General features: G+C 66.2%; 19 protein-coding genes and 1 tRNA gene. 14 read left to right on the top strand and 6 right to left on the bottom strand.

Going from position 1 to position 21041, the window contains the following annotated elements; translation table 11 throughout:
• Positions 1-16: 16 nt before the first annotated feature.
• On the bottom strand, positions 17-250 hold the full coding sequence (locus tag ACAM55_RS16170; RefSeq protein ID WP_013540393.1) for a CsbD family protein: 234 nt from the start codon (positions 248-250) through the stop codon (positions 17-19).
• A 182-nt stretch (positions 251-432) separates the two neighbouring features.
• Between ACAM55_RS16170 and pncB the strand changes: the two genes are divergently transcribed.
• Genes pncB through ACAM55_RS16145 form a run of 5 tightly spaced genes read left to right on the top strand, consistent with a single transcriptional unit; the run spans position 433 to position 6668 of the window.
• Positions 433-1653 (top strand): nicotinate phosphoribosyltransferase, encoded by a 1221-nt coding sequence (pncB, locus tag ACAM55_RS16165; protein WP_369652524.1) that lies wholly within the window; start codon positions 433-435, stop codon positions 1651-1653.
• Between the two features lie 25 nt (positions 1654-1678).
• Positions 1679-3091, top strand: a complete 1413-nt coding sequence (locus tag ACAM55_RS16160) for a sodium:proton antiporter (protein WP_369652523.1) — start codon at positions 1679-1681, stop codon at positions 3089-3091.
• Positions 3092-3102: 11 nt separating this feature from the next.
• Positions 3103-4089 carry a 2-hydroxyacid dehydrogenase gene (locus tag ACAM55_RS16155; protein WP_369652522.1) on the top strand — a complete coding sequence of 329 codons (987 nt, stop codon included), beginning with the start codon at positions 3103-3105 and terminating at the stop codon, positions 4087-4089.
• 33 nt (positions 4090-4122) lie between these two features.
• Positions 4123-5502 carry a DNA recombination protein RmuC gene (gene rmuC, locus ACAM55_RS16150; protein WP_369652521.1) on the top strand — a complete coding sequence of 460 codons (1380 nt, stop codon included), beginning with the start codon at positions 4123-4125 and terminating at the stop codon, positions 5500-5502.
• Complete coding sequence (locus ACAM55_RS16145) at positions 5499-6668, top strand: MFS transporter (RefSeq protein WP_369652520.1); 1170 nt, start codon at positions 5499-5501, stop codon at positions 6666-6668. Before rmuC ends, ACAM55_RS16145 begins: the two co-directional genes overlap by 4 nt.
• On the opposite strand, the gene ACAM55_RS16140 is transcribed toward ACAM55_RS16145, so the two are convergent.
• The 4 genes from ACAM55_RS16140 to earP form a co-directional block, all read right to left on the bottom strand.
• Complete coding sequence (locus ACAM55_RS16140) at positions 6663-7526, bottom strand: TIGR00730 family Rossman fold protein (protein ID WP_369652519.1); 864 nt, start codon at positions 7524-7526, stop codon at positions 6663-6665. The two genes, ACAM55_RS16145 and ACAM55_RS16140, sit on opposite strands and share 6 nt — an antisense overlap.
• A 61-nt stretch (positions 7527-7587) precedes the next feature.
• Positions 7588-8367 carry a crotonase/enoyl-CoA hydratase family protein gene (locus ACAM55_RS16135; RefSeq protein ID WP_369652518.1) on the bottom strand — a complete coding sequence of 260 codons (780 nt, stop codon included), beginning with the start codon at positions 8365-8367 and terminating at the stop codon, positions 7588-7590.
• A gap of 82 nt (positions 8368-8449) precedes the next feature.
• Positions 8450-9004 (bottom strand): elongation factor P, encoded by a 555-nt coding sequence (gene efp, locus ACAM55_RS16130; RefSeq protein WP_028258883.1) that lies wholly within the window; start codon positions 9002-9004, stop codon positions 8450-8452.
• Positions 9005-9181: 177 nt separating this feature from the next.
• Positions 9182-10282 (bottom strand): elongation factor P maturation arginine rhamnosyltransferase EarP, encoded by a 1101-nt coding sequence (gene earP, locus ACAM55_RS16125; protein WP_369652517.1) that lies wholly within the window; start codon positions 10280-10282, stop codon positions 9182-9184.
• A gap of 88 nt (positions 10283-10370) precedes the next feature.
• Between earP and ACAM55_RS16120 the strand changes: the two genes are divergently transcribed.
• From ACAM55_RS16120 to ACAM55_RS16105, 4 genes are all read left to right on the top strand, one after another.
• The gene (locus ACAM55_RS16120; protein ID WP_369652516.1) at positions 10371-11813 is read left to right on the top strand and encodes a M20/M25/M40 family metallo-hydrolase; all 1443 of its coding nucleotides are present in this window, start codon (positions 10371-10373) and stop codon (positions 11811-11813) included.
• A gap of 72 nt (positions 11814-11885) precedes the next feature.
• The gene (gene uvrC, locus ACAM55_RS16115) at positions 11886-13847 is read left to right on the top strand and encodes an excinuclease ABC subunit UvrC (RefSeq protein WP_369652515.1); all 1962 of its coding nucleotides are present in this window, start codon (positions 11886-11888) and stop codon (positions 13845-13847) included.
• Between the two features lie 54 nt (positions 13848-13901).
• Positions 13902-14468 (top strand): CDP-diacylglycerol--glycerol-3-phosphate 3-phosphatidyltransferase, encoded by a 567-nt coding sequence (gene pgsA, locus ACAM55_RS16110; protein ID WP_369652514.1) that lies wholly within the window; start codon positions 13902-13904, stop codon positions 14466-14468.
• On the top strand, positions 14465-15349 hold the full coding sequence (locus ACAM55_RS16105; protein ID WP_369652513.1) for a DMT family transporter: 885 nt from the start codon (positions 14465-14467) through the stop codon (positions 15347-15349). Before pgsA ends, ACAM55_RS16105 begins: the two co-directional genes overlap by 4 nt.
• Positions 15350-15361: 12 nt before the next feature.
• On the opposite strand, the gene ACAM55_RS16100 is transcribed toward ACAM55_RS16105, so the two are convergent.
• Positions 15362-16324 (bottom strand): LysR substrate-binding domain-containing protein, encoded by a 963-nt coding sequence (locus ACAM55_RS16100; RefSeq protein WP_369652512.1) that lies wholly within the window; start codon positions 16322-16324, stop codon positions 15362-15364.
• A gap of 70 nt (positions 16325-16394) precedes the next feature.
• On the opposite strand from ACAM55_RS16100, the gene ACAM55_RS16095 reads away from it, so the two are divergent.
• The 5 genes from ACAM55_RS16095 to ACAM55_RS16075 all read left to right on the top strand — a co-directional run bounded on the left by ACAM55_RS16095 (position 16395) and on the right by ACAM55_RS16075 (position 20967).
• Positions 16395-17306 (top strand): alpha/beta fold hydrolase, encoded by a 912-nt coding sequence (locus tag ACAM55_RS16095; protein ID WP_369652511.1) that lies wholly within the window; start codon positions 16395-16397, stop codon positions 17304-17306.
• On the top strand, positions 17303-18388 hold the full coding sequence (locus ACAM55_RS16090; RefSeq protein ID WP_369652510.1) for a tartrate dehydrogenase: 1086 nt from the start codon (positions 17303-17305) through the stop codon (positions 18386-18388). Before ACAM55_RS16095 ends, ACAM55_RS16090 begins: the two co-directional genes overlap by 4 nt.
• A 215-nt stretch (positions 18389-18603) precedes the next feature.
• Complete coding sequence (locus ACAM55_RS16085) at positions 18604-18876, top strand: HU family DNA-binding protein (RefSeq protein WP_007830705.1); 273 nt, start codon at positions 18604-18606, stop codon at positions 18874-18876.
• 28 nt (positions 18877-18904) lie between these two features.
• Positions 18905-18980 (top strand) — tRNA-Val (locus ACAM55_RS16080).
• A 76-nt stretch (positions 18981-19056) separates the two neighbouring features.
• On the top strand, positions 19057-20967 hold the full coding sequence (locus tag ACAM55_RS16075; protein ID WP_369652509.1) for a peptidyl-prolyl cis-trans isomerase: 1911 nt from the start codon (positions 19057-19059) through the stop codon (positions 20965-20967).
• Positions 20968-21041: the final 74 nt, after the last annotated feature.

The raw sequence follows: 21041 nt of genomic DNA, 5'->3' as shown, positions 1-21041 counted from the left end.
TCGGCCGCCCGCGTGCTCAGTACTTTTCGTACCAGAGGGCGTCCGGCGTGCGGCCGTCACGCGATTCCCATTCCTTGACCTGTTTTTCGGCCTCGTCGCGGCTGATGCCGTGGCGCTCCTGGATGCGGCCGAGCAGCTGGTCGCGCTTGCCCGCGATCACGTCGAAGTCATCGTCCGTCAACTTGCCCCATTGCTCCTTGACCTTGCCCTTGAGCTGTTTCCAGTTGCCTTCGATGGTGTCCTTGTTCATGCGAATCTCCTTGAAAGGTTGATTCGGCGAGCCCATGGCCGCCGTGAACACACTGTCGCGGGGCCTATTCACCCTGACGGTAGGACGCCCAGTGCTGGCGCCGTAGGCACAAGCCGACGCTGCCCGTGATAATCGGTCGCACGCCGAAAAAGCCCGGGACAAACGCGCGCCGTACCAGCACCATGATCATTCACAGCCTGCTCGACACAGACCTCTACAAGTTCACCATGATGCAGGTCGTACTGCATCACTTCCCGGGAGCCCAGGTCGAGTACCGGTTCAAGTGCCGCAACCCGGGCATCGACCTGGCGCAGTTCGCCGGACAGATCCGCGAGGAGGTGCGAAGCCTCTGTTCGCTCCAGTTCCGGGACGCCGAGCTGACTTACCTGCGTTCGATGCGCTTCATCAAGAGCGACTTCGTCGACTTCCTGGGCCTGTTCCGGCTCAACGAGAAGTACATCAGCATCACGCCCCAGCCCTCGGGCGAACTCGAGATCCGCATCAAGGGGCCGTGGCTGCACACCATCCTGTTCGAGATCCCGGTGCTGGCGATCGTGAACGAGGTCTACTTTCGCAACACGCAGAAAAAACCCGATATCGAAGAAGGCCGGCGGCGCCTGGAAACCAAGATCGGGCAGCTGCAGGATGCCGGCCTGGCCGATCTCAAGATTGCCGACTACGGCACCCGCCGCCGCTTCTCCAAGGACTGGCACGAAGAGGTTCTTCGTACCCTGAACGCAAGGCTCGGCGCCGTCACCTCGCCGCCGGTGCAGGCCCAGCCCGGCGCGCGGCTGCCCCAGCTCGCGGGTACCAGCAACGTACTCTATGCCATGAAGCTCGGCCTCATTCCGCTCGGCACCATGGCGCACGAATACCTCCAGGCCTGCCAGGGGCTCGGCCCCCGGCTGCGCGACAGCCAGATCTTCGGCTTCGAGAGCTGGGCCCGCGAATACCGCGGCGACCTCGGCATTGCGCTGTCCGATGTCTATGGCATGAGCGCCTTCCTGCGCGACTTCGACCTTTACTTCTGCAAGCTGTTCGACGGCGCGCGGCATGACAGCGGCGATCCGTTCCAGTGGGGCGAGCGCATGCTGGCGCACTACATTGCCAACCGGGTCGATCCGCGCACCAAGACGCTGATCTTCAGCGACAGCCTCACGGTGCCGCGCACCGTCGAGCTCTACCAGCAGTTCCGCGGCCGTTGCCAGCTGGCTTTCGGCATCGGCACCAACCTCACCAACGACCTCGGCTACGAGCCGCTGCAGATCGTCATCAAGATGATCACCTGCAACGGCCAACCGGTGGCCAAGCTGTCGGACACCCCGTCCAAGAACATGTGCGAGGACGAAAAATACCTGGCCTATCTGCGCCAGGTGTTCGAGATCGAACAGCCGCCGGCCTGACGCCTGTCTGGTACGGTACGGCCCCATGAAAAAAACAGTTCGCCTCGCGGCAGCCGCAGTGCTGCCGATGATGTTTCCCGCGCTGGCCATGGCCGCCGACCTCGACGGCAGCAAGCTGTCGGCGCTCTGGGGCGTTCCGTTCGCGGGCATCCTGCTGTCGATCGCGCTCATGCCGCTGCTCGCGCCGTCATTCTGGCATCACCATTACGGCAAGATCTCCGCCGCCTGGGCGCTGGCGTTCCTGCTTCCCTTTGCCGCGATCCATGGGGCGCCGCTGGCCGGATCCCGGCTGGTGCATGCGCTGGTCGAGGAATACATCCCCTTCATCATCCTGCTCACCGCCCTGTTCACGGTGGCGGGCGGTATCCACATTCGCGGCAACCTGCATGGCGCCCCCGGCCTCAACACGGCCATCCTGGCCGTCGGCGCGGTGCTTGCGAGCCTCATGGGAACCACGGGCGCCTCGATGCTGCTGATCCGGCCGCTGATCCGCGCCAACGACAACCGCGTGAGCAAGGCGCACGTGGTGGTGTTCTTCATCTTCATCGTTTCGAATGCGGGAGGCTCGCTCACGCCGCTGGGCGATCCGCCGCTGTTTCTCGGTTTCCTGAAGGGCGTCGACTTCTTCTGGACGGCGCGCAACATCCTGCCGAACACGCTGTTCCTGGTCGGCATGCTGCTCGCGTTGTTCTACGTCATCGATAGTTACCACTACCGCAAGGAGGGCGTGCTGCCGATCGACCCGACGCCGGACACCCGCCGCATCGGCTTCGACGGTGCCGCCAATTTCTGGCTGCTGGGCGGCGTGGTTTTTCTCGTGCTGCTCTCCGGCATCTGGAAATCGCCCGTGAGCTTCGACGTGTTCGGCACGCACGTGGGCCTGCCCGGTCTGGTGCGCGACATCGGCCTTATCGCCATCACGCTGCTCTCGTTCAAAATGACATCGGCCAAGGTGCATGCCGACAACCAGTTCGAATGGGGTCCGATGGCCGAGGTGGCCAAGCTCTTCGCGGGCATCTTCCTGACCATCATCCCGGTGATCGCGATGCTGAGAGCCGGCGTTCACGGTCCGTTCGGCGCGGTGATCGCGGCCGTGACACGTGCGGACGGCCAGCCCGATCCGGCCATGTACTTCTGGGCCTCCGGCATCCTGAGCTCTTTTCTCGACAATGCACCCACCTACCTGGTGTTCTTCAACACGGCGGGCGGCGATCCGGCCACGCTCATGACCACCTACGCCACCACGCTGGCCGCCATCTCGGCCGGCTCCGTGTTCATGGGCGCCAACAGCTACATCGGCAACGCGCCCAACCTCATGGTCAAGGCCATCGCCGAGAGCCGCGGCGTGCGCATGCCGAGCTTCTTCGGCTACATGGGCTGGTCCGTGGCCGTCCTGATTCCGCTGTTCGTTCTTTCCACCTTCATCTTCTTCCGCTGAGTGCAAACATCATGAACAAGCCCAAGATCCTGGTCGCACGCGCGATCTTTCCCGAAACCATCGAACGCCTCTCGCAGCACTTCGAGGTCGAGTCGAACCAGGCCGATGAGAGCTGGAGCAAGGAGCAGTTGATCGCCAGGCTCAAGGGCAAGCAGGGCGCCTTCACCACCGGCAGCGAGCGCATCGACGCCGCGGTGCTCGACGCCTGTCCCGACCTGAAGATCTGCGCCAACATGGCCGTGGGCTTCAACAACTTCGATGTCGATGCGATGGCCGCGCGCGGCGTGCTCGGCACCAACGCGCCCGACGTGCTCACCGAAACCACGGCCGACTTCGGCTTTGCATTGCTGATGGCCACCGCCCGGCGCATCACCGAAAGCGAACATTTCCTGCGCGCGGGCAAGTGGCAGAAATGGAGCTTCGACATGTTCGCGGGCTCCGACATCCACGGCTCGACGCTCGGCATCATCGGCATGGGCCGCATCGGGCAGGGCATTGCCAAGCGCGGCGCGCACGGCTTCGGCATGAAGGTGGTCTATCACAACCGCTCGCGGCTCGACGCCGCGCTCGAGGCCGAATGCAAGGCCAGCTACGTCAGCAAGGAAGAGCTGCTCAAGACGGCCGACCACGTGGTGCTGGTGGTGCCGTATTCGCCGGCTTCTCACCACACCATCGGCGCGGCCGAAATCGCGCTGATGAAGCCGACCGCCACGCTCGTGAACATCGCGCGCGGCGGCATCGTCGACGATGCGGCGCTGGCCGTGGCGCTGCGCGAGAAGCGCATTGCAGCAGCGGGGCTCGACGTGTTCGAAGGCGAGCCCAAGGTCCACCCCGATCTGCTGACCGTGCCCAACGTGGTCCTGACGCCGCACATCGCGAGCGCGACCGTGCCCACGCGCCGCGCCATGGCCGAGCTCGCAGCCGACAACCTCATTGCCTGGTTCGGCGGCAAGGGGCCGCTGACGCCCGTCACGCCCGTTCCGCCGGCCGCCAAGTAACGAGCCGGCGAGCAGCGACGCGGCGATCCGACCTTGGAACTTCCCGACTTGATTCTTCTTTTGCTGGCGGCGCTCGCCGTCGTCCAGCTTGCTCTGCTGATCTGGCTGCTCGCGCGACGGCAACCCGGGCCCGACCACGGCGAGGTGCTGGCGGTGCTGGCCGCCATGGGTGCCGCCAACGAACGCACCGAGCGCGAACTGCGCCATGAAATGGGCGAGAGCTCGCGCGGCGCGCGGCAGGAAACCGCCCAGGCCTTCGCCACTTTCCAGCAGGCGCTGGTGCAGCAGGGCGCGGAGGCCACGCGCACGCAGAATGCCCAGCTCGACGCTTTCTCGCTGCAGCTCGCCTCCTTGCAGAAGACCCTCGCCGACACGCTCAACACCCAGCTGCAGGGGCTGAGCGAGTCGAATGCGCGCCGCCTGGCCGAAGTGCGAACGACCATGGAAACGCAGCTCGCGCAGCTGCAGCAGACCAACACCGCCAAGCTCGACGAAATGCGCAGGACGGTCGACGAGAAGCTCCAGAGCACGCTCGAAGCCCGCCTTGGCGAAAGCTTCAAGCAGGTGGCCGACCGGCTCGAGCAGGTGCACAAGGGCCTGGGCGAAATGCAGACGCTGGCCGTGGGAGTCGGCAGCCTGCAAAGGGTGCTGACCAACGTGAAGACGCGCGGCGTGTTCGGCGAAGTACAGCTCGAGGCGCTGCTCGAACAGGTGCTCACGCCTGAGCAGTACGCCAAGCAGGTCGAGACCAAGCCGCGCAGCGGCCAGAGGGTCGACTTTGCCATTCGCTTCCCGGGCCGCGGCGGAGACGGTGCGCCCGTCTGGCTGCCCATCGACGCCAAGTTCCCGCGCGACGACTATGAACGCCTGATCGATGCGCACGAGCGCGCCGACGCTGTCGGCGCCGAGCTTGCGGCCAAGGCGCTCGAAGCGCGCGTACGCAGCGAGGCCAGGTCGATTGCCGAAAACTACCTGGCCGCGCCGCACACCACGGATTTCGCCATCCTGTTCCTGCCGGTCGAAAGCCTCTACGCCGAAGTGCTGCGGCGGCCGGGCCTGATGGACGCCATCCAGCGCCAGCACCGCGTCACGCTGGCCGGGCCGACCACCTTGCTTGCCATGCTCAACAGCCTGCACATGGGCTTTCGCACGCTGGCACTGGAGCACCAGGCGTCCGAGGTGTGGAAGGTGCTGGGCGCGGTCAAGACCGAGTTCGAGCGCTATGGCGAATGGGTTTCGCGCATCAAGGAGCAGGTGGCCAAGGCCTCCGACACGCTCGACAAGGCCGACACGCGCGCCAAGCAGATGCGCCTGGCGCTGCGCAAGGTCGAGGCGCTGCCCGAGGCGCAGTCGCAGGTGCTGTTGCCCTCCACGGCCGACACCACGGACAGCGAGGGCGACGATACCCCGTGAAAGGCTCCGAACTGCTGCGCGTCATCGGCGCCCAGGTCTGCCTGCACGCCACCATGGCCGGCATGCGGCTCGCAACACCGCTGTTGGCGCTGCAACAGGGATACAGCGCGGCGGCCGTGGGCGTGTTGATTGCGCTCTTTGCGCTCACGCAGGTGTTCCTGGCCCTGCCGGCAGGACGCTTTGCCGACCGCTACGGCTTCAAGCGGCCGCTGTGGCTTTCGGTCATTGCCGCTTCGGCCGGTGCGGGCCTCGCGCTCGTCTTCCCGACCTTCCCGGTCATGTGCATTGCGGCGCTCCTCACGGGCGGTGCCACCGGCGCGACCGTGATCGCGCTGCAGCGCCACGTGGGCCGCTCCGCCACCAACGCCACGCAGCTCAAGCGCGTGTTCAGCTGGCTGGCCATTGCGCCTGCGGTGGCGAATTTTGTCGGTCCTTTCGTGGCCGGACTGCTGATCGACCATGCCGGGCGCGCGCCCGCCGACATGCTGGCTTTCCGCGTCTGCTTTGCGGTGATGGCCTTCCTGCCGATCCTCTGCTGGATGCTCGCGCGCGGCGCGCATGAGCCCCCGGGGACCGCGCCCACGCCCGGGGCGGTGCCGACACGGGCCTGGGACCTGCTGCGCGAGCCGATGTTCCGCCGCCTGCTGTTCGTGAACTGGCTGCAATCGTCGAGCTGGGACGTGCATGCCTTCGTGCTGCCGGTGCTGGGGCACGAGCGCGGCATCGGCGCTTCGGTGATCGGCTCCATCCTCGGCGCGTTTGCCATCGCCGCAGCCGCCATCCGGGTGGTGCTGCCCCTGATCGCCTCGCGCGCTTCGGAGCGCAGCGTGATCCTCAGCTCGACCATCGTCACGGCCGCAGTCTTCGCGGTGTACCCGGTGCTCGATTCGGCGTGGGCCATGGGCCTGTGCTCGGTGGTCCTGGGTTTTTCCCTCGGAGCGGTTCAGCCGATGGTGATGAGCATGCTGCACCAGATCACGCCGCACGCGCGGCACGGCGAGGCGCTGGGCTTGCGGCTCATGACCATCAATGCCTCGAGCGTGGCGATGCCGATGCTGTTCGGATCGATCGGTGCGCTGATCGGCATCGCGGGCGTTTTCTGGGTGGTGGGCGGTGTTGTTGCGCTGGGAGCCCGGGCCACCTGGGGCTTGAAGGCGCCCTTATAGCTTGTAGAAGCGCTTGATCGCGTCCCAGGCGTCTTCCGCCGCGTCGACGTACTCGAACAGCTTCACGTCGGCCGGCGAGATCACGCCTTCTTCGACCAGGAAGTCGAAGTCGATCAGCTTCTTCCAGTAGGCCGAGCCGAACAGCACGATCGGCACCGGCTTGGACTTCTTGGTCTGCACCAGCGTGATCACCTCGAACAGCTCGTCGAGCGTGCCAAAGCCGCCCGGAAACGCCACCAGCGCCTTCGCACGCATCATGAAATGCATCTTGCGGATGGCGAAGTAGTGGAACTTGAAGCTTAGCGCCGGCGTGACGTACGGGTTGGCTTCCTCCTCCATGGGCAGCGCGATGGCCAGGCCGACCGAGATTCCGCCGCCTTCGTGCGCGCCGCGGTTGGCCGCCTGCATGATGCCGGGGCCGCCGCCGGTGCAGACGAAAAGCTTGTCCTCGGGTTCCTTGTCGTTGCTGTACTGCGCAACCAGCTTGCCGAAGGCGCGTGCCTTCTCGTAGTAGTGCGAGCTGCGCGCCAGGCGCCTCCAGCGCTCGGCCGCCACGGCGTCGCCGGCGGCGTCGGCCTGCGCGACCAGCGCGGCGGCTTCTTCCTCGCTGCGAAAGCGCGCGCTGCCGAAAACCACCACGGTGTTCTCGATGCCGTGGGCGCGCTGCTCCAGGTCGGGCTTCATCAGCTCCAGTTGCATGCGGATGCCGCGGGTTTCGCGGCGCAGCAGGAATTCCGGGTCGGCAAAGGCCAGGCGCGAAGGATCGAGATCGAGCGGGAGGCCTTTTTCGGAGTGCGCCTTGAGGGTGGCCCAGGCATCCGCCAGGCGTTTGTCGTGAAGGTTGTGCGTGTTGTTCATGGGGAATCAGACAGAAAGACTCGCTGCATTGTGCAGCGTTGCGGCCGCCATGCCCGGCGGCTCAGAAAGCGCCATGCCGGCCTGCACCGCGAACGAAGCGCTCGGCGCCCGCCGCGCCTTCGGCCGCAACGATGGGGACGCCGAGCCGGCCCTCCTGCCGCAGTGCATCGGCCAGCGGCAGGTCCCATTGGGCGTAGGCGGAATGGCGGTCCGCCAGCATGCACTGCTGGGGGAACGACGCGATCTCGCGCGCGAGCGCTTCGGCCGCCTGGCGGGCGTGGCCGTGAGGCACCACGCGGTTGACCAGGCCCATGGCGTTCGCCTCCCGGGCGTCGACGGGCCGGCCGGTCAGGATGAGGTCGAGCGCGCGGCCCATGCCGACGATGCGCGGCAGCCGCACCGTCCCGCCGTCGATCAGCGGCACGCCCCAGCGCCGGCAGAACACGCCAAGCACGGCGTCTTCCTCGGCCACGCGCAGATCGGCCAGCAGCGCGAGTTCCAGCCCGCCGGCCACCGCATGGCCGCTGATCGCGGCGATCAGCGGCTTGGCGAGCGCCATGCGGGTCGGGCCCATCGGCCCCGAGCCGCCGCCTTCGGGGTCGAGCTCATTGCGCCGCGCCGGATCGCCGACCGCGCCGAGGTCGGCGCCCGCGCAGAAGGTGCCGTGTTCGCCCCACAGCACCGCGACGCGCTGGCTTTCGTCGGCCTCGAAGCGTTCGAAGGCGTCGCGCAGCGCATCGGACATGGGGCGGTCGACGGCGTTGCGCTGCCTGGGGCGGCTCATGACGATGGTGCTGACCGGCCCATCGATCTCGGTGCGGACGCTGGCGGATGTGTTCATGGCCGGAAGGGTAAGCCCATCAACGAAAAAAGGCTCCTTGAGGAGCCTTTTGTCTGGTGGCAGTCAGCCCGCCGGGAGGTACTTAGACGCGCTTGCGGTATTCGCCGGTGCGGGTGTCGATTTCGATCTTGTCGCCTTGCGCGACGAAGAGCGGCACCGGCACTTCGAAGCCGGTGGCGATCTTGGCGGGCTTCATGACCTTGCCCGAGGTGTCGCCCTTGACGGCCGGCTCGGTCCAGGTGATTTCGCGCTCGACGCTGGTCGGCAGTTCGACCGAGATGGCCTTGCCGTCATAGAACACCACTTCGACGGCCATGCCGTCTTCGAGGTAGTTCAGGGCGTCGCCCATGTTCTCGGCTTCGACTTCGTACTGGTTGTACTCGGTGTCCATGCAGACGTACATCGGGTCGGCAAAGTAGGAATAGGTGCACTCCTTCTTGTCCAGCACGATCTGGTCGATCTTGTCGTCGGCCTTGAAGACCACTTCGGTGTTGAAGTTGGCGATCAGGCTCTTGAGCTTCATGCGCACGGTGGCGGAATTGCGGCCGCCGCGGCTGTATTCGGTCTTGAGGACGACCATCGGGTCCTTGCCGTGCATGATGACGTTGCCGGCGCGGATTTCTTGAGCGATTTTCATATCAGGTTCTCTGGATGTTGGCCGCTCGGTGCACGGGGCCATCGGCGACGTTTGCAATGTTGCGGTGCAACGGCTTGCCGGCGTTATTGGCCCCGCGGTACATGTCCCGCGGCAGGTTTGGCGGACAGCATCTCGGATCTGTATAAATCCGGGCCGAAATCCGCAAAGCCCGCTATTTTAGCTTTTTCCGGCGACCAGATGCCGCAATTGCGTGACCAAGTCCTCCTGAAGGTACAGCTTTTCGCGGGCGGCCCGCACGGTTTCACGCCACGGGCCCCCGGTTTCGAGAGCGGGCAGGGGGGCGTCGCCAAAGCCGTTCCAGGCGTGGTGAAACCGCCGCAGGGATGGCGGGGCCCCGAGCCAGTCCAACCAGGCGCCGAGCTTGACGTGGTGCGCGTCGTCGTCCTGCGGGTAGATCTGCCAGACCAGCGGGGCGCCGGCCCAGAGGGCGCGCACGAGCGAATCTTCGCCGCGCACGAAATTGAGGTCGCAGGCCCACAGAAGTTGGTCGAAATCCGGCTGCGTCAGGTACGGAAGGTACGAAATCGACAGCGCACCGAACCCTTGCGGCGAGCGGCCGGCAGGCTGTTTCTGGCTTGAAAAATAAGCTCCCACCGCGTGCGCCGCGCGGCCGGACGTCACGAGGAGCCGCGCAGGTTCCGTACCGGCTGCCAACTGCTCGAGCAGTTGGGCCAGCGCGGGGGGCTCGTAGCAGAAGAGGGAAACGAGGCGCTCGCCGTCCTGCCAGGGAATTTCGTGCGCCGCCAGCCATTGCACGCGGTCGAAACGCGCTTGCCGCTCCAAGAGGCCGGGCTCCCGCAGCAGCCCTCCCGTGGCGGGCGTGAAGCCCGGATAGAAAAAGCGTTTCGCCAGCCCCTCGCCCGGCCCCTTGAACACCGGCGAGGGCAGGCCGTGCAGCCGCTCGACATAGGGTTCCGCCGACAGGTATTCGAGGTTGATCCAGGCCCGGGCGGGCGCGCCCGCGGCCGGCGGCTCGGCGAATCGCGCAATCAGTTCGGGCGCCGGGTCGCAGCCGAAGGCTTCGATCAGCACGTCGGGCGGCGGGGCCGCCACGGCCTTCCGGATGGCGGCCGGATCGAGCCAGTCGATCACGCTCACGCCGTCGCAGCCCTCCGGCGCCATCCAGTGCAGCGCCGTGGCGTCGTCGATCCACAAGCGCACGCGCCCGCCGAGCGCCGCCAGCTGGCTGGCCAGCCGCCAGCACACGCCCAGGTCGCCATGGTTGTCGATGACCCTGCAGAAAATATCCCATTGCATGGGGCAAGTGTGCCCGCCTTCGGCGGGTCGGGGCAGTGTGGCTGCTTGGTATGCTGGCCGGCACCACAACATCCCGGAGCGAGAAACCATGCGCATGAAGACCCGTCGTTCGCCGCTTTTCCTTGGTTCCCCTGGTTTGGCCAGAACCGTGCTCGCGCTTTCTCTGGCCCTGTGCGGCCTGGCCGCATCGGCGCAGACGACGCCGTCGCTGACCCCCCAGCAGCAGCGCTTTCACGACATCTACAAGGAGTTGATCGAGATCAACACCAGCCATTCGGTGGGGGACAACACGCTGGCGGCGCGCGCCATGGAAAAGCGCCTGATCGAATCGGGCTTTGCGCCCGGCGACATCCAGGTCTTCGAGCCGTTCCCGAAGAAGGGCAACCTGGTGCTGCGCTTCAAGGGCAATGGCAGCAAGAAGCCGCTCTTGTTGCTGGCCCACATCGACGTGGTCGAGGCCAGGCGCGAAGACTGGAAGACCGACCCGTTCAAGCTGCAGGAAACCGGCGGCTATTTCACGGCGCGCGGGGCCATCGACGACAAGGCCATGGCCTCGGCCCTGGTGTCGGTGATGGGGCAGCTCAGGCAGGAAGGCTTCAAGCCGAGCCGCGACATCATCCTGGCCCTGACGGCCGACGAGGAGCGCGGCGATGCGCTCAGCAACGGCGCCTTCTGGCTCATCAACAACAAGCCCGAGTTGCTGCAGGCGGAGTTCGGCATCAACGAAGGCGGCGGCGGCGAACTGCGCGGCGGCAAGCCCAACCTGCACCGCATGCAGGTGGCCGAGAAGATGTACACCACCTACATGCTCGAGGCGCGCGACGTGGGCGGCCACAGCTCCGTGCCGACCAGGAGCAACCCGATCTACGCGCTGTCCGCGGGGCTGGAGCGGCTGGGCAACTATGCCTTCCCGGTCAAGCTGGCGGACGTCACCAAGACCTATTTCGCGCGCAGCGCGCCGTTTGCCACCGGCCAGCTGGCCGACGACATGCGCGCCATCGGCGCAGGCAACCCCGACGCCGCGGTGATCGAGCGGCTGTCGGCCAACCCGGCCTACAACGCGCAGCTGCGCACCACCTGCGTGGCGACGATGGTGCAGGCCGGTCATGCCGAGAATGCGCTGCCGCAATCGGCCAAGGCCACGGTCAACTGCCGCATCCTGCCGCACGACGATCCGGAAGAAGTCGAGCGACTGCTGGCCCAGGCCGTCGGCAACGACAAGATCGTGGTGCGCAACCTCGGCAAGCCCTTGCGCAGCCCCGCCTCGCCGCTGAACGGCGACCTGGTGAAGACCGTGGAGTCGGTGACCCAGGCCATGTGGCCGGGCGTGCCGGTGGTGCCCGCGATGAGCACCGGCGCCACCGACAGCCGCTTCTTGCGCAACGCCGGCATTCCGATGTATGGCGTGACGGGCATGTTCCTCGACCCGGCGGACGCGCGCGCCCACGGGCTGGACGAGCGCATCGAAATCCAGCGGCTCTACGATGGCCGCGAGTTCCTGTACCGCCTGGTGAGCGAACTCGCGAAATAACTTCGAGTCCTAGTGGAAGGGGGGTGGTGGCCGTGCCGGCCGCCGCCTCGCCCGCGCGCCACAATAGCCGCCATGTCAGACGTGCATTCCGATCAATTGCTCAGCGAAGTCGCGGCCCTGCCGCAGCTGCCGGGCGTCTACCGCTATTTCGACGCGGCCGGCGCGGTGCTCTACGTGGGCAAGGCGCGCAACCTCAAGAAGCGGGTTGCCAACTATTTCCAGAAGAGCCATGGCGGCACGCGCATCGGGCACATGATCTCGAAGATCGTGCGGATGGAGACCACGGTGGTGCGCTCCGAGGCCGAGGCGCTGCTGCTCGAAAACAATCTCATCAAGACGCTCAAGCCGCGCTACAACATCCTGTTCCGCGACGACAAGAGCTACCCCTACCTGAAGATCGCCTCGCACGAGTTTCCCCGCCTGGCCTACTACCGCGGCGCGGTCGACAAGAAGCACCGCTACTTCGGGCCGTACCCGAGCGCCTGGGCGGTGAAGGAATCGATCCAGCTGCTGCAGAAAGTCTTCAAGCTGCGCACCTGCGAAGACACGGTGTACGCCAACCGCACGCGGCCCTGCCTGCTGTACCAGATCAAGCGCTGCACCGGGCCCTGCGTGGGCTACATCACGCCCGAGGCCTATGCGCAAGACGTGGCCAGCGCCGAAGCCTTCTTGATGGGGGACACCCAGCTCGTGCTGTCGAAGCTCGAGGCGCGCATGACTCAGCATGCCGAGAAACTCGAATTCGAGCAGGCCGCCGAGCTGCGCAACCAGATGTCGGCCATCTCGCGCGTGCTGCACCAGCAGTCGATCGAAATCGCTTCCGACAAGGACGTGGACATCCTCGCCGTCAAGGTGCAGGGCGGCAAGGCCTGCGTCAACCTGGCGATGGTGCGCGGCGGCCGGCACCTGGGCGATCGCGCCTATTTTCCCGTGCACGTGGAAGACGCCGCGCAAATCCACCATGGCGAACTCGATGCGGAGGAGGGCGCTGCACCCATCCCTGCCGACTCGGTCGAGGTGCAGGTGCTCGAAGCCTTCATTGCCCAGCATTACATCGACGTGCCGGTGCCCGCCACGCTGGTGCTGAGCCATCTCGTGAGCCGCGAGTTGATCGAGGCGATTTCGCAGCAGGCCGGCGCGCGCGTGACGGCCGTGTTCCAGCCACGCGAGCAGCGCCGGCACTGGCTCGAGATGGCCGAAACCAACGCCGGCCTGCAGTTGGCGCGGCTCTTGGCCGAAGAGGGCTCGCAGCAGGCGCGCACCCGCGCACTGGCCGATGCACTCGAGCTCGCGCCGGACGACCTCGACAACTTCCGCGTCGAATGCTTCGACATCTCGCACACCGCGGGCGAGGCCACGCAGGCTTCCTGCGTGGTGTTCGAGCGCCACACGATGCAAAACCGCGAATACCGCCGCTACAACATCGAGGGCATCACGCCCGGCGACGATTACGCCGCGATGCGCCAGGTGCTGCACCGCCGCTACGGCAAGCTGGCCGAGGCGATGGCGGCCGAGACCGAGGCGCTGCCGCCGGGCGACGCCGAAAGCGATGGCAGCGACGCATCGCCCAAGACCCGGACCGCGCGCATGCCGGAACTGGTGCTGGTCGATGGCGGCAAGGGGCAGGTGTCGATGGCGCGCGAGGTGTTCAGCGAACTGGGCCTGCCGCTGTCGCTGATCGTCGGCGTCGAGAAGGGCGAGGGCCGCAAGGTCGGGCTCGAGGAACTGGTGTTCGCGGACGGCCGCGAAAAGGTCTACCTGGGCAAGGATTCCGCGGCGCTGATGCTGGTGGCGCAGATTCGCGACGAGGCGCACCGCTTCGCCATCACCGGCATGCGAGCCAAGCGTGCGAAGGTGCGCGTGGGCGGCAGCCAGCTCGAAGACATCCCGGGCATCGGGCCGAAACGCCGCGCGCGCCTGCTGCAGCGTTTTGGCGGAATCCGCGGCGTGGCGGCGGCCAGCGTCGAGGACATCGCATCGGTCGAAGGCATTGCCACCGACCTGGCCGAGGAAATTTATCGCGCGCTGCATTGAGGCCGATTGCCCCTGGCTTTCGGCCCGCCGCGCGTGCATGACACAATCGCCCGCATGTTCTGGACCCTCCCGACCATCATGACCTGGACGCGCATCGTCGCGATTCCATTGATCGTTGGTGTGTTCTACCTGCCAATGGCCGAGCCGATGCGCAATCTGATTGCCACGGTGCTGTTCATCGTCTTTGCCGCGACCGACTGGCTCGACGGCTTCCTGGCGCGCAAGCTCAACCAGACCTCGGCCTTCGGCGCCTTTCTCGATCCGGTGGCCGACAAGTTCCTGGTTTGTGCCTCGCTGCTGGTGCTGGTGCACCTGAACCGGGCCGATGTGTTCGTGGCGTTGATCATCATCGGCCGCGAGATCGCCATCTCGGCCCTGCGCGAATGGATGGCGCAGATCGGGGCCAGCAAGAGCGTGGCGGTTCACATGATCGGCAAGGTCAAGACCACGGTGCAGATGGTCGCGATTCCGTTCCTGCTCTATGACGGACACCTCTTCAGGGTCATCGACACCGGGCTGTGGGGCCAGTGGCTGATCTGGATCTCGGCCGTGCTCACCATCTGGTCGATGGTCTATTACCTGCAGAAGGCCATCCCCGAAATCCGGGCTCGCGCGAAATGAGCGTGGCCGTGGCCCGCAACGCGGGCTGGCTGCGGGCAATGCCGGTGGTCTTCGTGCTGATATGGAGCACGGGCTTCATCGTTGCGCGCTATGGCATGCCCTACGCGCCGCCGCTCAAGTTCCTGGCCGTGCGCTATGCGCTTTCACTCGTGTGCTTTGGCATCTGGGTCGCGCTCGCGCGGGTCGCCTGGCCGAAGGAGCGCGCGCAATGGGGACATCTTGCGGTCACGGGCGTGCTGATGCAAGCCGGCTACCTGGGTGGCGTCTGGGCGGCCGTGCATGCGGGCATGGGCGCGGGGCTGGTGGCGCTGCTGGTCGGCATCCAGCCGGTGCTGACCGCCATCTGGCTGTCGTTCAATGGCGGGCGGATAACGCAGCGCCAATGGACGGGGCTGGTTCTCGGCTTCGCGGGCCTGGTGCTCGTGGTGTCGCGCAAGTTCGGCCAGGGCACCGAGGTCAGCGCCCTGACCATGGGGCTTGCGGTCATGGCGCTCCTTTCGATCACGGCGGGCACGCTGTATCAGAAGCGCTTCGTCGCGCCCTGCGATGTGCGCAGCGCGAGCGCCGTGCAGATGGCGGCGGCGTTGCTCGTGTCCTTGCCCTTTGCGGCGATGGAGTCGCAGGGCATCGAATGGAACGCGCACTCGGCCGGCGCGATGGCGTGGTCGGTGCTGGTGCTGTCGCTCGGCGGCAGTTCGCTGCTCTACATGCTGATCCAGCGCGGCACCGCCACGGCCGTGACGAGCCTGCTCTACCTGGTGCCCCCATGCACGGCGGTGATGGCCTGGCTGCTTTTCGGCGAACCGATCACATGGGTGACGCTGCTCGGCATCGGGCTCACCGCAGTCGGCGTGAGCCTGGTGGTGCGCAGCGGGCGCTGAGCCTGCGTTTTTTCAGCGTGAAGAACCGGCCTTGCCCGGCTTCCACGGCTCGCCGCGAAACTGTTCCGCCAGGTGGTCGAGCAGCAGCCGCACGCGGCGCGGCGTCTTGGGCCGCCAGGGCGCAATCCAGTGGATGTCTGCATCGGGCATGGCGTAATGGGGCAGTACGCGCACCAGTTCGCCGGAAGCCAGTTGCGGCGCGATGTCCCAGAGGCTGCGCAGCATGATACCGTGGCCGGCAAGGCACCAGTCGCGGACCATCTCGCCCGAATTGCTTGTCAGAGGGCCCTGCACGCGCACGCGCGCCGTGCTGCCGTCGCGCGCATGGCGCAGCGTCCATAGCGCGAACTGGCGCTGGTTGACCTCGCCGTTTTCACGCGCCACCAGGCAGTCGTGCGCGCCCAGCGCGTCGACCGTGGCGGGCATGCCGCGCCGCTCTATATATGCAGGCGAAGCGGCGAGCACGCGCTGGTTGCGTGCGATGCGGCGCGTGACCCAGTCGGCCGCTCGCCGCTGCTGCACGGCCCAGAGCCAGAGCGCGCCGTCGTAGCCTTCGGCGCCAAGGTCCGGGAGCCGCTCGGTCAGGAGCAACTCGATCTGCAGCGCGGGGTGGCGGGCCTGGAACGTGGCCAGGGCGGGGCCGAGCCAGCGCCGCCCGAAACCGAAGGTGGCCGCCAGCCGGATGGTGCCGACCAGTTCGTTCTGCCGCTCGCCCAGTTCGCTTTCAAGCGCCGCGAAACCCTCGAGCAAGGCCTTGGCGTGCAGGCAGACGGCCTCGCCCTCGGCCGTTGCGCTGAGCCGGCGCGTGGTGCGTTCGAACAACCGCTGGCCCAGCCTGGCCTCGAGCGCGCCGAGCCGCTTGGTGACCACGGAGGGCACGACATCGAGCGTGGCGGACGCGCCCGCGAGGCTTCCCTGGTCGCGGATGGCCAGCACCAACTCGAGATCGCCTCGGTCCATCGACAATGGATTCATGCCAGATTGGAAAGTATGAATTGGCTGATTGTTGCTTGATGGCGGCAAGGGCGCAACGCACAATGGCCGCGTGACTGTTTCATTTTTCGACTTTCCGGAATTCGACATCGAGCGCAACGGCGTGCGCGTGCATGGCCGAATCGGCGGGCGCGGCGCGCCGTTGCTGCTCTTGCACGGCCATCCGCAGACGCACCTGATCTGGCATCGCGTGGCACCGGCGCTGGCCGAGCAATTCACGGTGGTGGCGCTCGACCTCCGGGGCTATGGCGACTCCGGCCGCCCTGCGGACGATGACGATCACGTGGCCTACAGCAAGCGCGAGATGGCGCTCGATGCGCTCGCCGCCATGCGCCACCACGGCTTCGAGCGCTTCGGCGTGCTGGCCCACGACCGCGGGGCACGGGTTGCGCACCGGCTGGCCGCCGACCATGCGGCGGCCGTTGACCGGATGATGCTTCTGGACATCGCGCCCACGCTCTCGATGTACGAGAACACCACCGAGGCGTTTGCCCGCGCCTACTGGCACTGGTTTTTCCTGATCCAGCCGCCGCCGCTTCCGGAGTCGCTGATCGCCTCCGATCCGGTGCGCTACGTGCGCAGCGTGATGGGTGGACGCCATGCGGGCCTCGCTCCCTTCGCGCCCGAAGTGCTGGCCGAGTACGAGCGCTGCGCCGGCATTCCCGGCACGGCCGAATCCATCTGCGGCGACTACCGCGCCTGCGCCACCATCGACCTGGCGCACGACCGCGCCGACATGGCCGCCGGCCAGCGGCTCGCGCAGCCGCTGCGCGTGCTTTGGGGCGAGCACGGCGCGGTGGGCCGCTGCTTCGACGTGCTGGCGCTCTGGCGCGAGCGCGCACTTCAAGTCTCGGGCCGCGCATTGCCGTGCGGCCATTACGTTCCGGAAGAAGCCCCCGGCGAGCTGCTCGCCGAGGCCCTCCAGTTTTTCTCCCCTCTCCGCCAAGAAGGAACCAGATCATGACCACCCACAGAATCGCAGTCATCGCCGGCGACGGCATCGGCAAGGAAACCATGCCCGAAGGGCTGCGCGTGATGGATGCCGCGGCACGCAAGTTCGGCATCGACCTGAAGTTCGACCACTTCGACTTTTCGAGCTGGGACTACTGCGAGAAGCACGGCAAGATGCTGCCCGACAACTGGAAGGACCAGATCGGCGGGCACGACGCAATCTACTTCGGCGCGGTCGGCTGGCCCGAGAAAATTGCCGACCACGTGTCGCTCTGGGGCTCGCTGCTCCTGTTCCGCCGCGAGTTCGACCAGTACATCAACCTGCGTCCCGCGCGGCTGATGCCCGGCATCACGGCCCCCGTGGTGCGGCGCGACGGCACGCCGCGCGAGCCCGGCGAGATCGACATGTACATCGTGCGCGAAAACACCGAAGGCGAATATTCGAGCATTGGCGGGCGCATGTATGAAGGCACGCCGCGCGAGATCGTGGTGCAAGAGACGGTCATGTCGCGCGTGGGCGTCGACCGCGTGCTCAAGTTCGCTTTCGAGCTTGCACAGTCGCGCCCCAAGAAGCACCTGACCAGTGCCACCAAGTCGAACGGCATCTCGATCACCATGCCGTATTGGGATGAGCGCGTGGCCGAGATGGCGAAGAACTACCCGGGCGTGAAGCTGGACAAGTTCCACATCGACATCCTCACCGCGCACTTCGTGCAGCGGCCCGATTTCTTCGACGTGGTGGTGGCGAGCAACCTGTTCGGCGACATCCTGTCCGACCTGGGCCCGGCGTGCACCGGCACCATCGGCATTGCGCCCAGCGCCAACCTCAACCCCGAGCGCACCACGCCGTCGCTGTTCGAGCCCGTGCACGGCTCGGCACCCGACATCGCCGGCAAGGGTATCGCCAATCCCATCGGACAGATCTGGTGCGGCGCGATGATGCTCGAGTTCCTGGGCCACAAGAAGGCGCATGACGCGGTTCTCTCCACCATCGAAAAGGTGCTTGCGCCCCAAAGCGGAGCACCGCGAACCCCCGACATCGGGGGTAACGCGAGCACCAGCGACCTCGGCAAGGCCATTGCCGACGCCCTTTGAAATTCGACTTCACGAAACGCCCCTAAAATCGCGCGCTCCGCTGTTCTGCATGGCCTCGTGTCGTATTGACACCCTGCAGACCAGTGGTTGTAATCCTCGCTGGCAGCGCGCTGCCGAGGCGTCAGTCCTGCCAGGCTTCGTGCGTCGCGTCGTTTCGCGGCCAGCTCGCAGCTGACGAAAGCCGACAAACTTTATTTCTTCGACAAGGGGCCCTTGTGAACAAGACCGAACTGATTGAGCACATCGCAAAAAACGCCGATATTTCCAAGGCAGCCGCTACCCGCGCGCTTGAATCCACCATCGGCGCCATTCGCACCACGCTCAAAAAAGGCGGCTCGGTGTCGCTCGTCGGTTTCGGCACTTTCGCAGTCGGTAAACGCGCCGCCCGCACCGGCCGCAATCCACGCACCGGCGACGCGATTAAAATCAAGGCCGCCAAGATTCCGAAGTTCCGTCCGGGCAAGGCGTTGAAAGACGCACTGAACTAAGACGTAGACTCGGAGAGTATTCCCGGTGGGGTGCTTAGCTCAGCTGGTAGAGCGGCGCCCTTACAAGGCGTAGGTCGGGGGTTCGAGCCCCTCAGCACCCACCACCACCCGATGCAAAGGCGAACACTGGTTCGCCTTTTTTATTGCCGCCCGACATCCGTCGCAAAAGAGTGTTCAAGCATGTTTGATTTCTTCCGCAGGTACAACAAGATCGTCCTGATTTTCTTGTTCTTGCTGATCATTCCCTCGTTCGTCCTTTTTGGCGTGGAGCGCTACCAAGGCTCCGGCGACGAGAAGGTTGCGCGCGTCGACGGCAACAACATCACCCGGCCCGAGTGGGATGCGCAGCATCGCATCGAAAGCGACCGCATCCGCCAGCAGTCGCCGAATGTCGATGCGGCGCTGCTCGAATCCGACGTGATGCGCTACGGCACGCTGGAGCGCATGGTGCGCGATCGCGTGCTGGCCGCGGCGGCGGCCAAGTCGAACGTGACGGTTTCCGAAGAGCGCTTGACGCGACTCTTCGCACAGGATGCAGGGCTTGCCGCATTCCGTACGCCGGACGGCAAGTTCGACCGCGAGACCTTCCAGCGCGTGACGGGCCGCACCCCCGAGCAATACGAAGCCGCGATGCGCGCCGACCTGGCCACGCAGCAGGTGCTGCTGGGCATCTCCGGCACGGCGTTCACGCCGCCCGCGCTGGCCGCGGCCACGATCAACGCCTTCTATGACAGGCGCGAGATCCAGGTCGCACGCTTCACCCCCGAAAGCTTCGCGTCGAAGGTGACGGTCAGCGACGCCGATGTGGAGGCCTACTACAAGGCCCATACGGCGCAGTTCCAGTCGCCCGAGCAGGCCAGCATCGAATACCTGGTGCTCGACATCGAGGCGGCCAAGAAGAACGTCTCGGTCAACGAGGCCGATCTCAAGACCTACTACGAACAGAACACGGCGCGCTTCGGCACCAAGGAAGAGCGCCGCGCCAGCCACATCCTGATCACCGCGCCGGCCAGCGCATCGGCGGCCGATCGCGCCAAGGCGAAGGCCAAGGCCGAGCAGCTGCTGGCTGAAGTGAAGAAGGCGCCCGCCACCTTTGCCGACGTTGCGCGCAAGAATTCGCAAGACCCCGGGTCGGCGGAGAAGGGCGGCGACCTCGACTTCGTGACGCGCGGTGCGATGGTCAAGCCTTTCGAAGACGCGATGTTCGCGCTCAAGAAGGGTGACATCAGCGACGTGATCGAAACCGAGTTCGGCTATCACATCATCCGCCTTGCCGACATCAAGCCGGCCGTGGTGCCGCCGTTCGAACAGGTGCGTGCCACCATCGAGAACGAGGTCCGCGCGCAGCAGGCCACACAGGAATTTGCCAAGGCCGCGGAAGCCTTCACCGATGCGGTCTATCAGCAGCCGGACAGTCTCAAGCCGGCGGCCGAAAAGCTGAAGCTCACGATCCAGACCGCAAGCAATGTCGCACGCACGCCCGCACCCGGTGTTGCCGGCGTGCTGGCAAACCGCAATTTCCTGAGCGCACTGTTCGCCGCCGACTCGCTGGAGCGCAAGCAGAACACCGAGGCGATCGAGGTCGGCTCCAACCAGCTCGCAGCCGGCCGCGTGACCCAATACACGCCCGCGCGACCCATGCCCCTGGCCGAAGTCAAGGACAAGATCCGTGCGCAACTCGTCACCGAGCGCGCCGCGGTCATGGCCAAGGCCGAGGGTGAAGCCAAGCTCGCCGCCTGGACCGCGAAGGCCGACGGTGCAACGTTCGGCGCGCCGGTCACGGTGTCGCGCCGCGAAGCACAGAATCAACCCATTTCGGTCATCGACGCCGCGCTGCGCGCCGACGCAGCCAAGCTGCCCGCACTGGTGGGTGTGGACCTGGGCACCCAGGGCTATGCGGTGGTGCGGGTGACCAAGGTCGTTCCGCGCACGCCGTCGGCGCCGGAGCAGGCGCAGCAGGAAAACGCGCAGGTCGGCCAATCGGTGACCGCGGCGGAAGAGCTCGCGTACTACAACCTGCTCAAGGAACGTTTCAAGGCCGAGATCCTGGTGCCGAAGCCGGCGGATACGTTGCCCGCGGCGGCCCGGTGATGCACGTGGTGTCGCGTTCGGGTCGCTGACCCGGCGCGTCGTCGCACGTGGGACAAGCGCGCCATGCGCTTGTT

This window comes from Variovorax sp. V213 (genome assembly GCF_041154455.1).
Taxonomy (GTDB): domain Bacteria; phylum Pseudomonadota; class Gammaproteobacteria; order Burkholderiales; family Burkholderiaceae_C; genus Variovorax.
Note: the sequence above shows the minus strand (reverse complement) of the source record. Positions and strands in the feature narration are given on the sequence as shown.

Bases quoted from the DNA above. Each gene is read 5' to 3' on its own strand.
- ACAM55_RS16170 (WP_013540393.1), bottom strand. From the start codon at position 250: ATGAACAAGGACACCATCGAAGGCAACTGGAAACAGCTCAAGGGCAAG.
- pncB (WP_369652524.1), top strand. From the start codon at position 433: ATGATCATTCACAGCCTGCTCGACACAGACCTCTACAAGTTCACCATG.
- ACAM55_RS16160 (WP_369652523.1), top strand. From the start codon at position 1,679: ATGAAAAAAACAGTTCGCCTCGCGGCAGCCGCAGTGCTGCCGATGATG.
- ACAM55_RS16155 (WP_369652522.1), top strand. From the start codon at position 3,103: ATGAACAAGCCCAAGATCCTGGTCGCACGCGCGATCTTTCCCGAAACC.
- ACAM55_RS16140 (WP_369652519.1), bottom strand. From the start codon at position 7,526: ATGAACAACACGCACAACCTTCACGACAAACGCCTGGCGGATGCCTGG.
- ACAM55_RS16135 (WP_369652518.1), bottom strand. From the start codon at position 8,367: ATGAACACATCCGCCAGCGTCCGCACCGAGATCGATGGGCCGGTCAGC.
- efp (WP_028258883.1), bottom strand. From the start codon at position 9,004: ATGAAAATCGCTCAAGAAATCCGCGCCGGCAACGTCATCATGCACGGC.
- earP (WP_369652517.1), bottom strand. From the start codon at position 10,282: ATGCAATGGGATATTTTCTGCAGGGTCATCGACAACCATGGCGACCTG.
- ACAM55_RS16120 (WP_369652516.1), top strand. From the start codon at position 10,371: ATGCGCATGAAGACCCGTCGTTCGCCGCTTTTCCTTGGTTCCCCTGGT.
- uvrC (WP_369652515.1), top strand. From the start codon at position 11,886: ATGTCAGACGTGCATTCCGATCAATTGCTCAGCGAAGTCGCGGCCCTG.
- pgsA (WP_369652514.1), top strand. From the start codon at position 13,902: ATGTTCTGGACCCTCCCGACCATCATGACCTGGACGCGCATCGTCGCG.
- ACAM55_RS16105 (WP_369652513.1), top strand. From the start codon at position 14,465: ATGAGCGTGGCCGTGGCCCGCAACGCGGGCTGGCTGCGGGCAATGCCG.
- ACAM55_RS16100 (WP_369652512.1), bottom strand. From the start codon at position 16,324: ATGAATCCATTGTCGATGGACCGAGGCGATCTCGAGTTGGTGCTGGCC.
- ACAM55_RS16090 (WP_369652510.1), top strand. From the start codon at position 17,303: ATGACCACCCACAGAATCGCAGTCATCGCCGGCGACGGCATCGGCAAG.
- ACAM55_RS16075 (WP_369652509.1), top strand. From the start codon at position 19,057: ATGTTTGATTTCTTCCGCAGGTACAACAAGATCGTCCTGATTTTCTTG.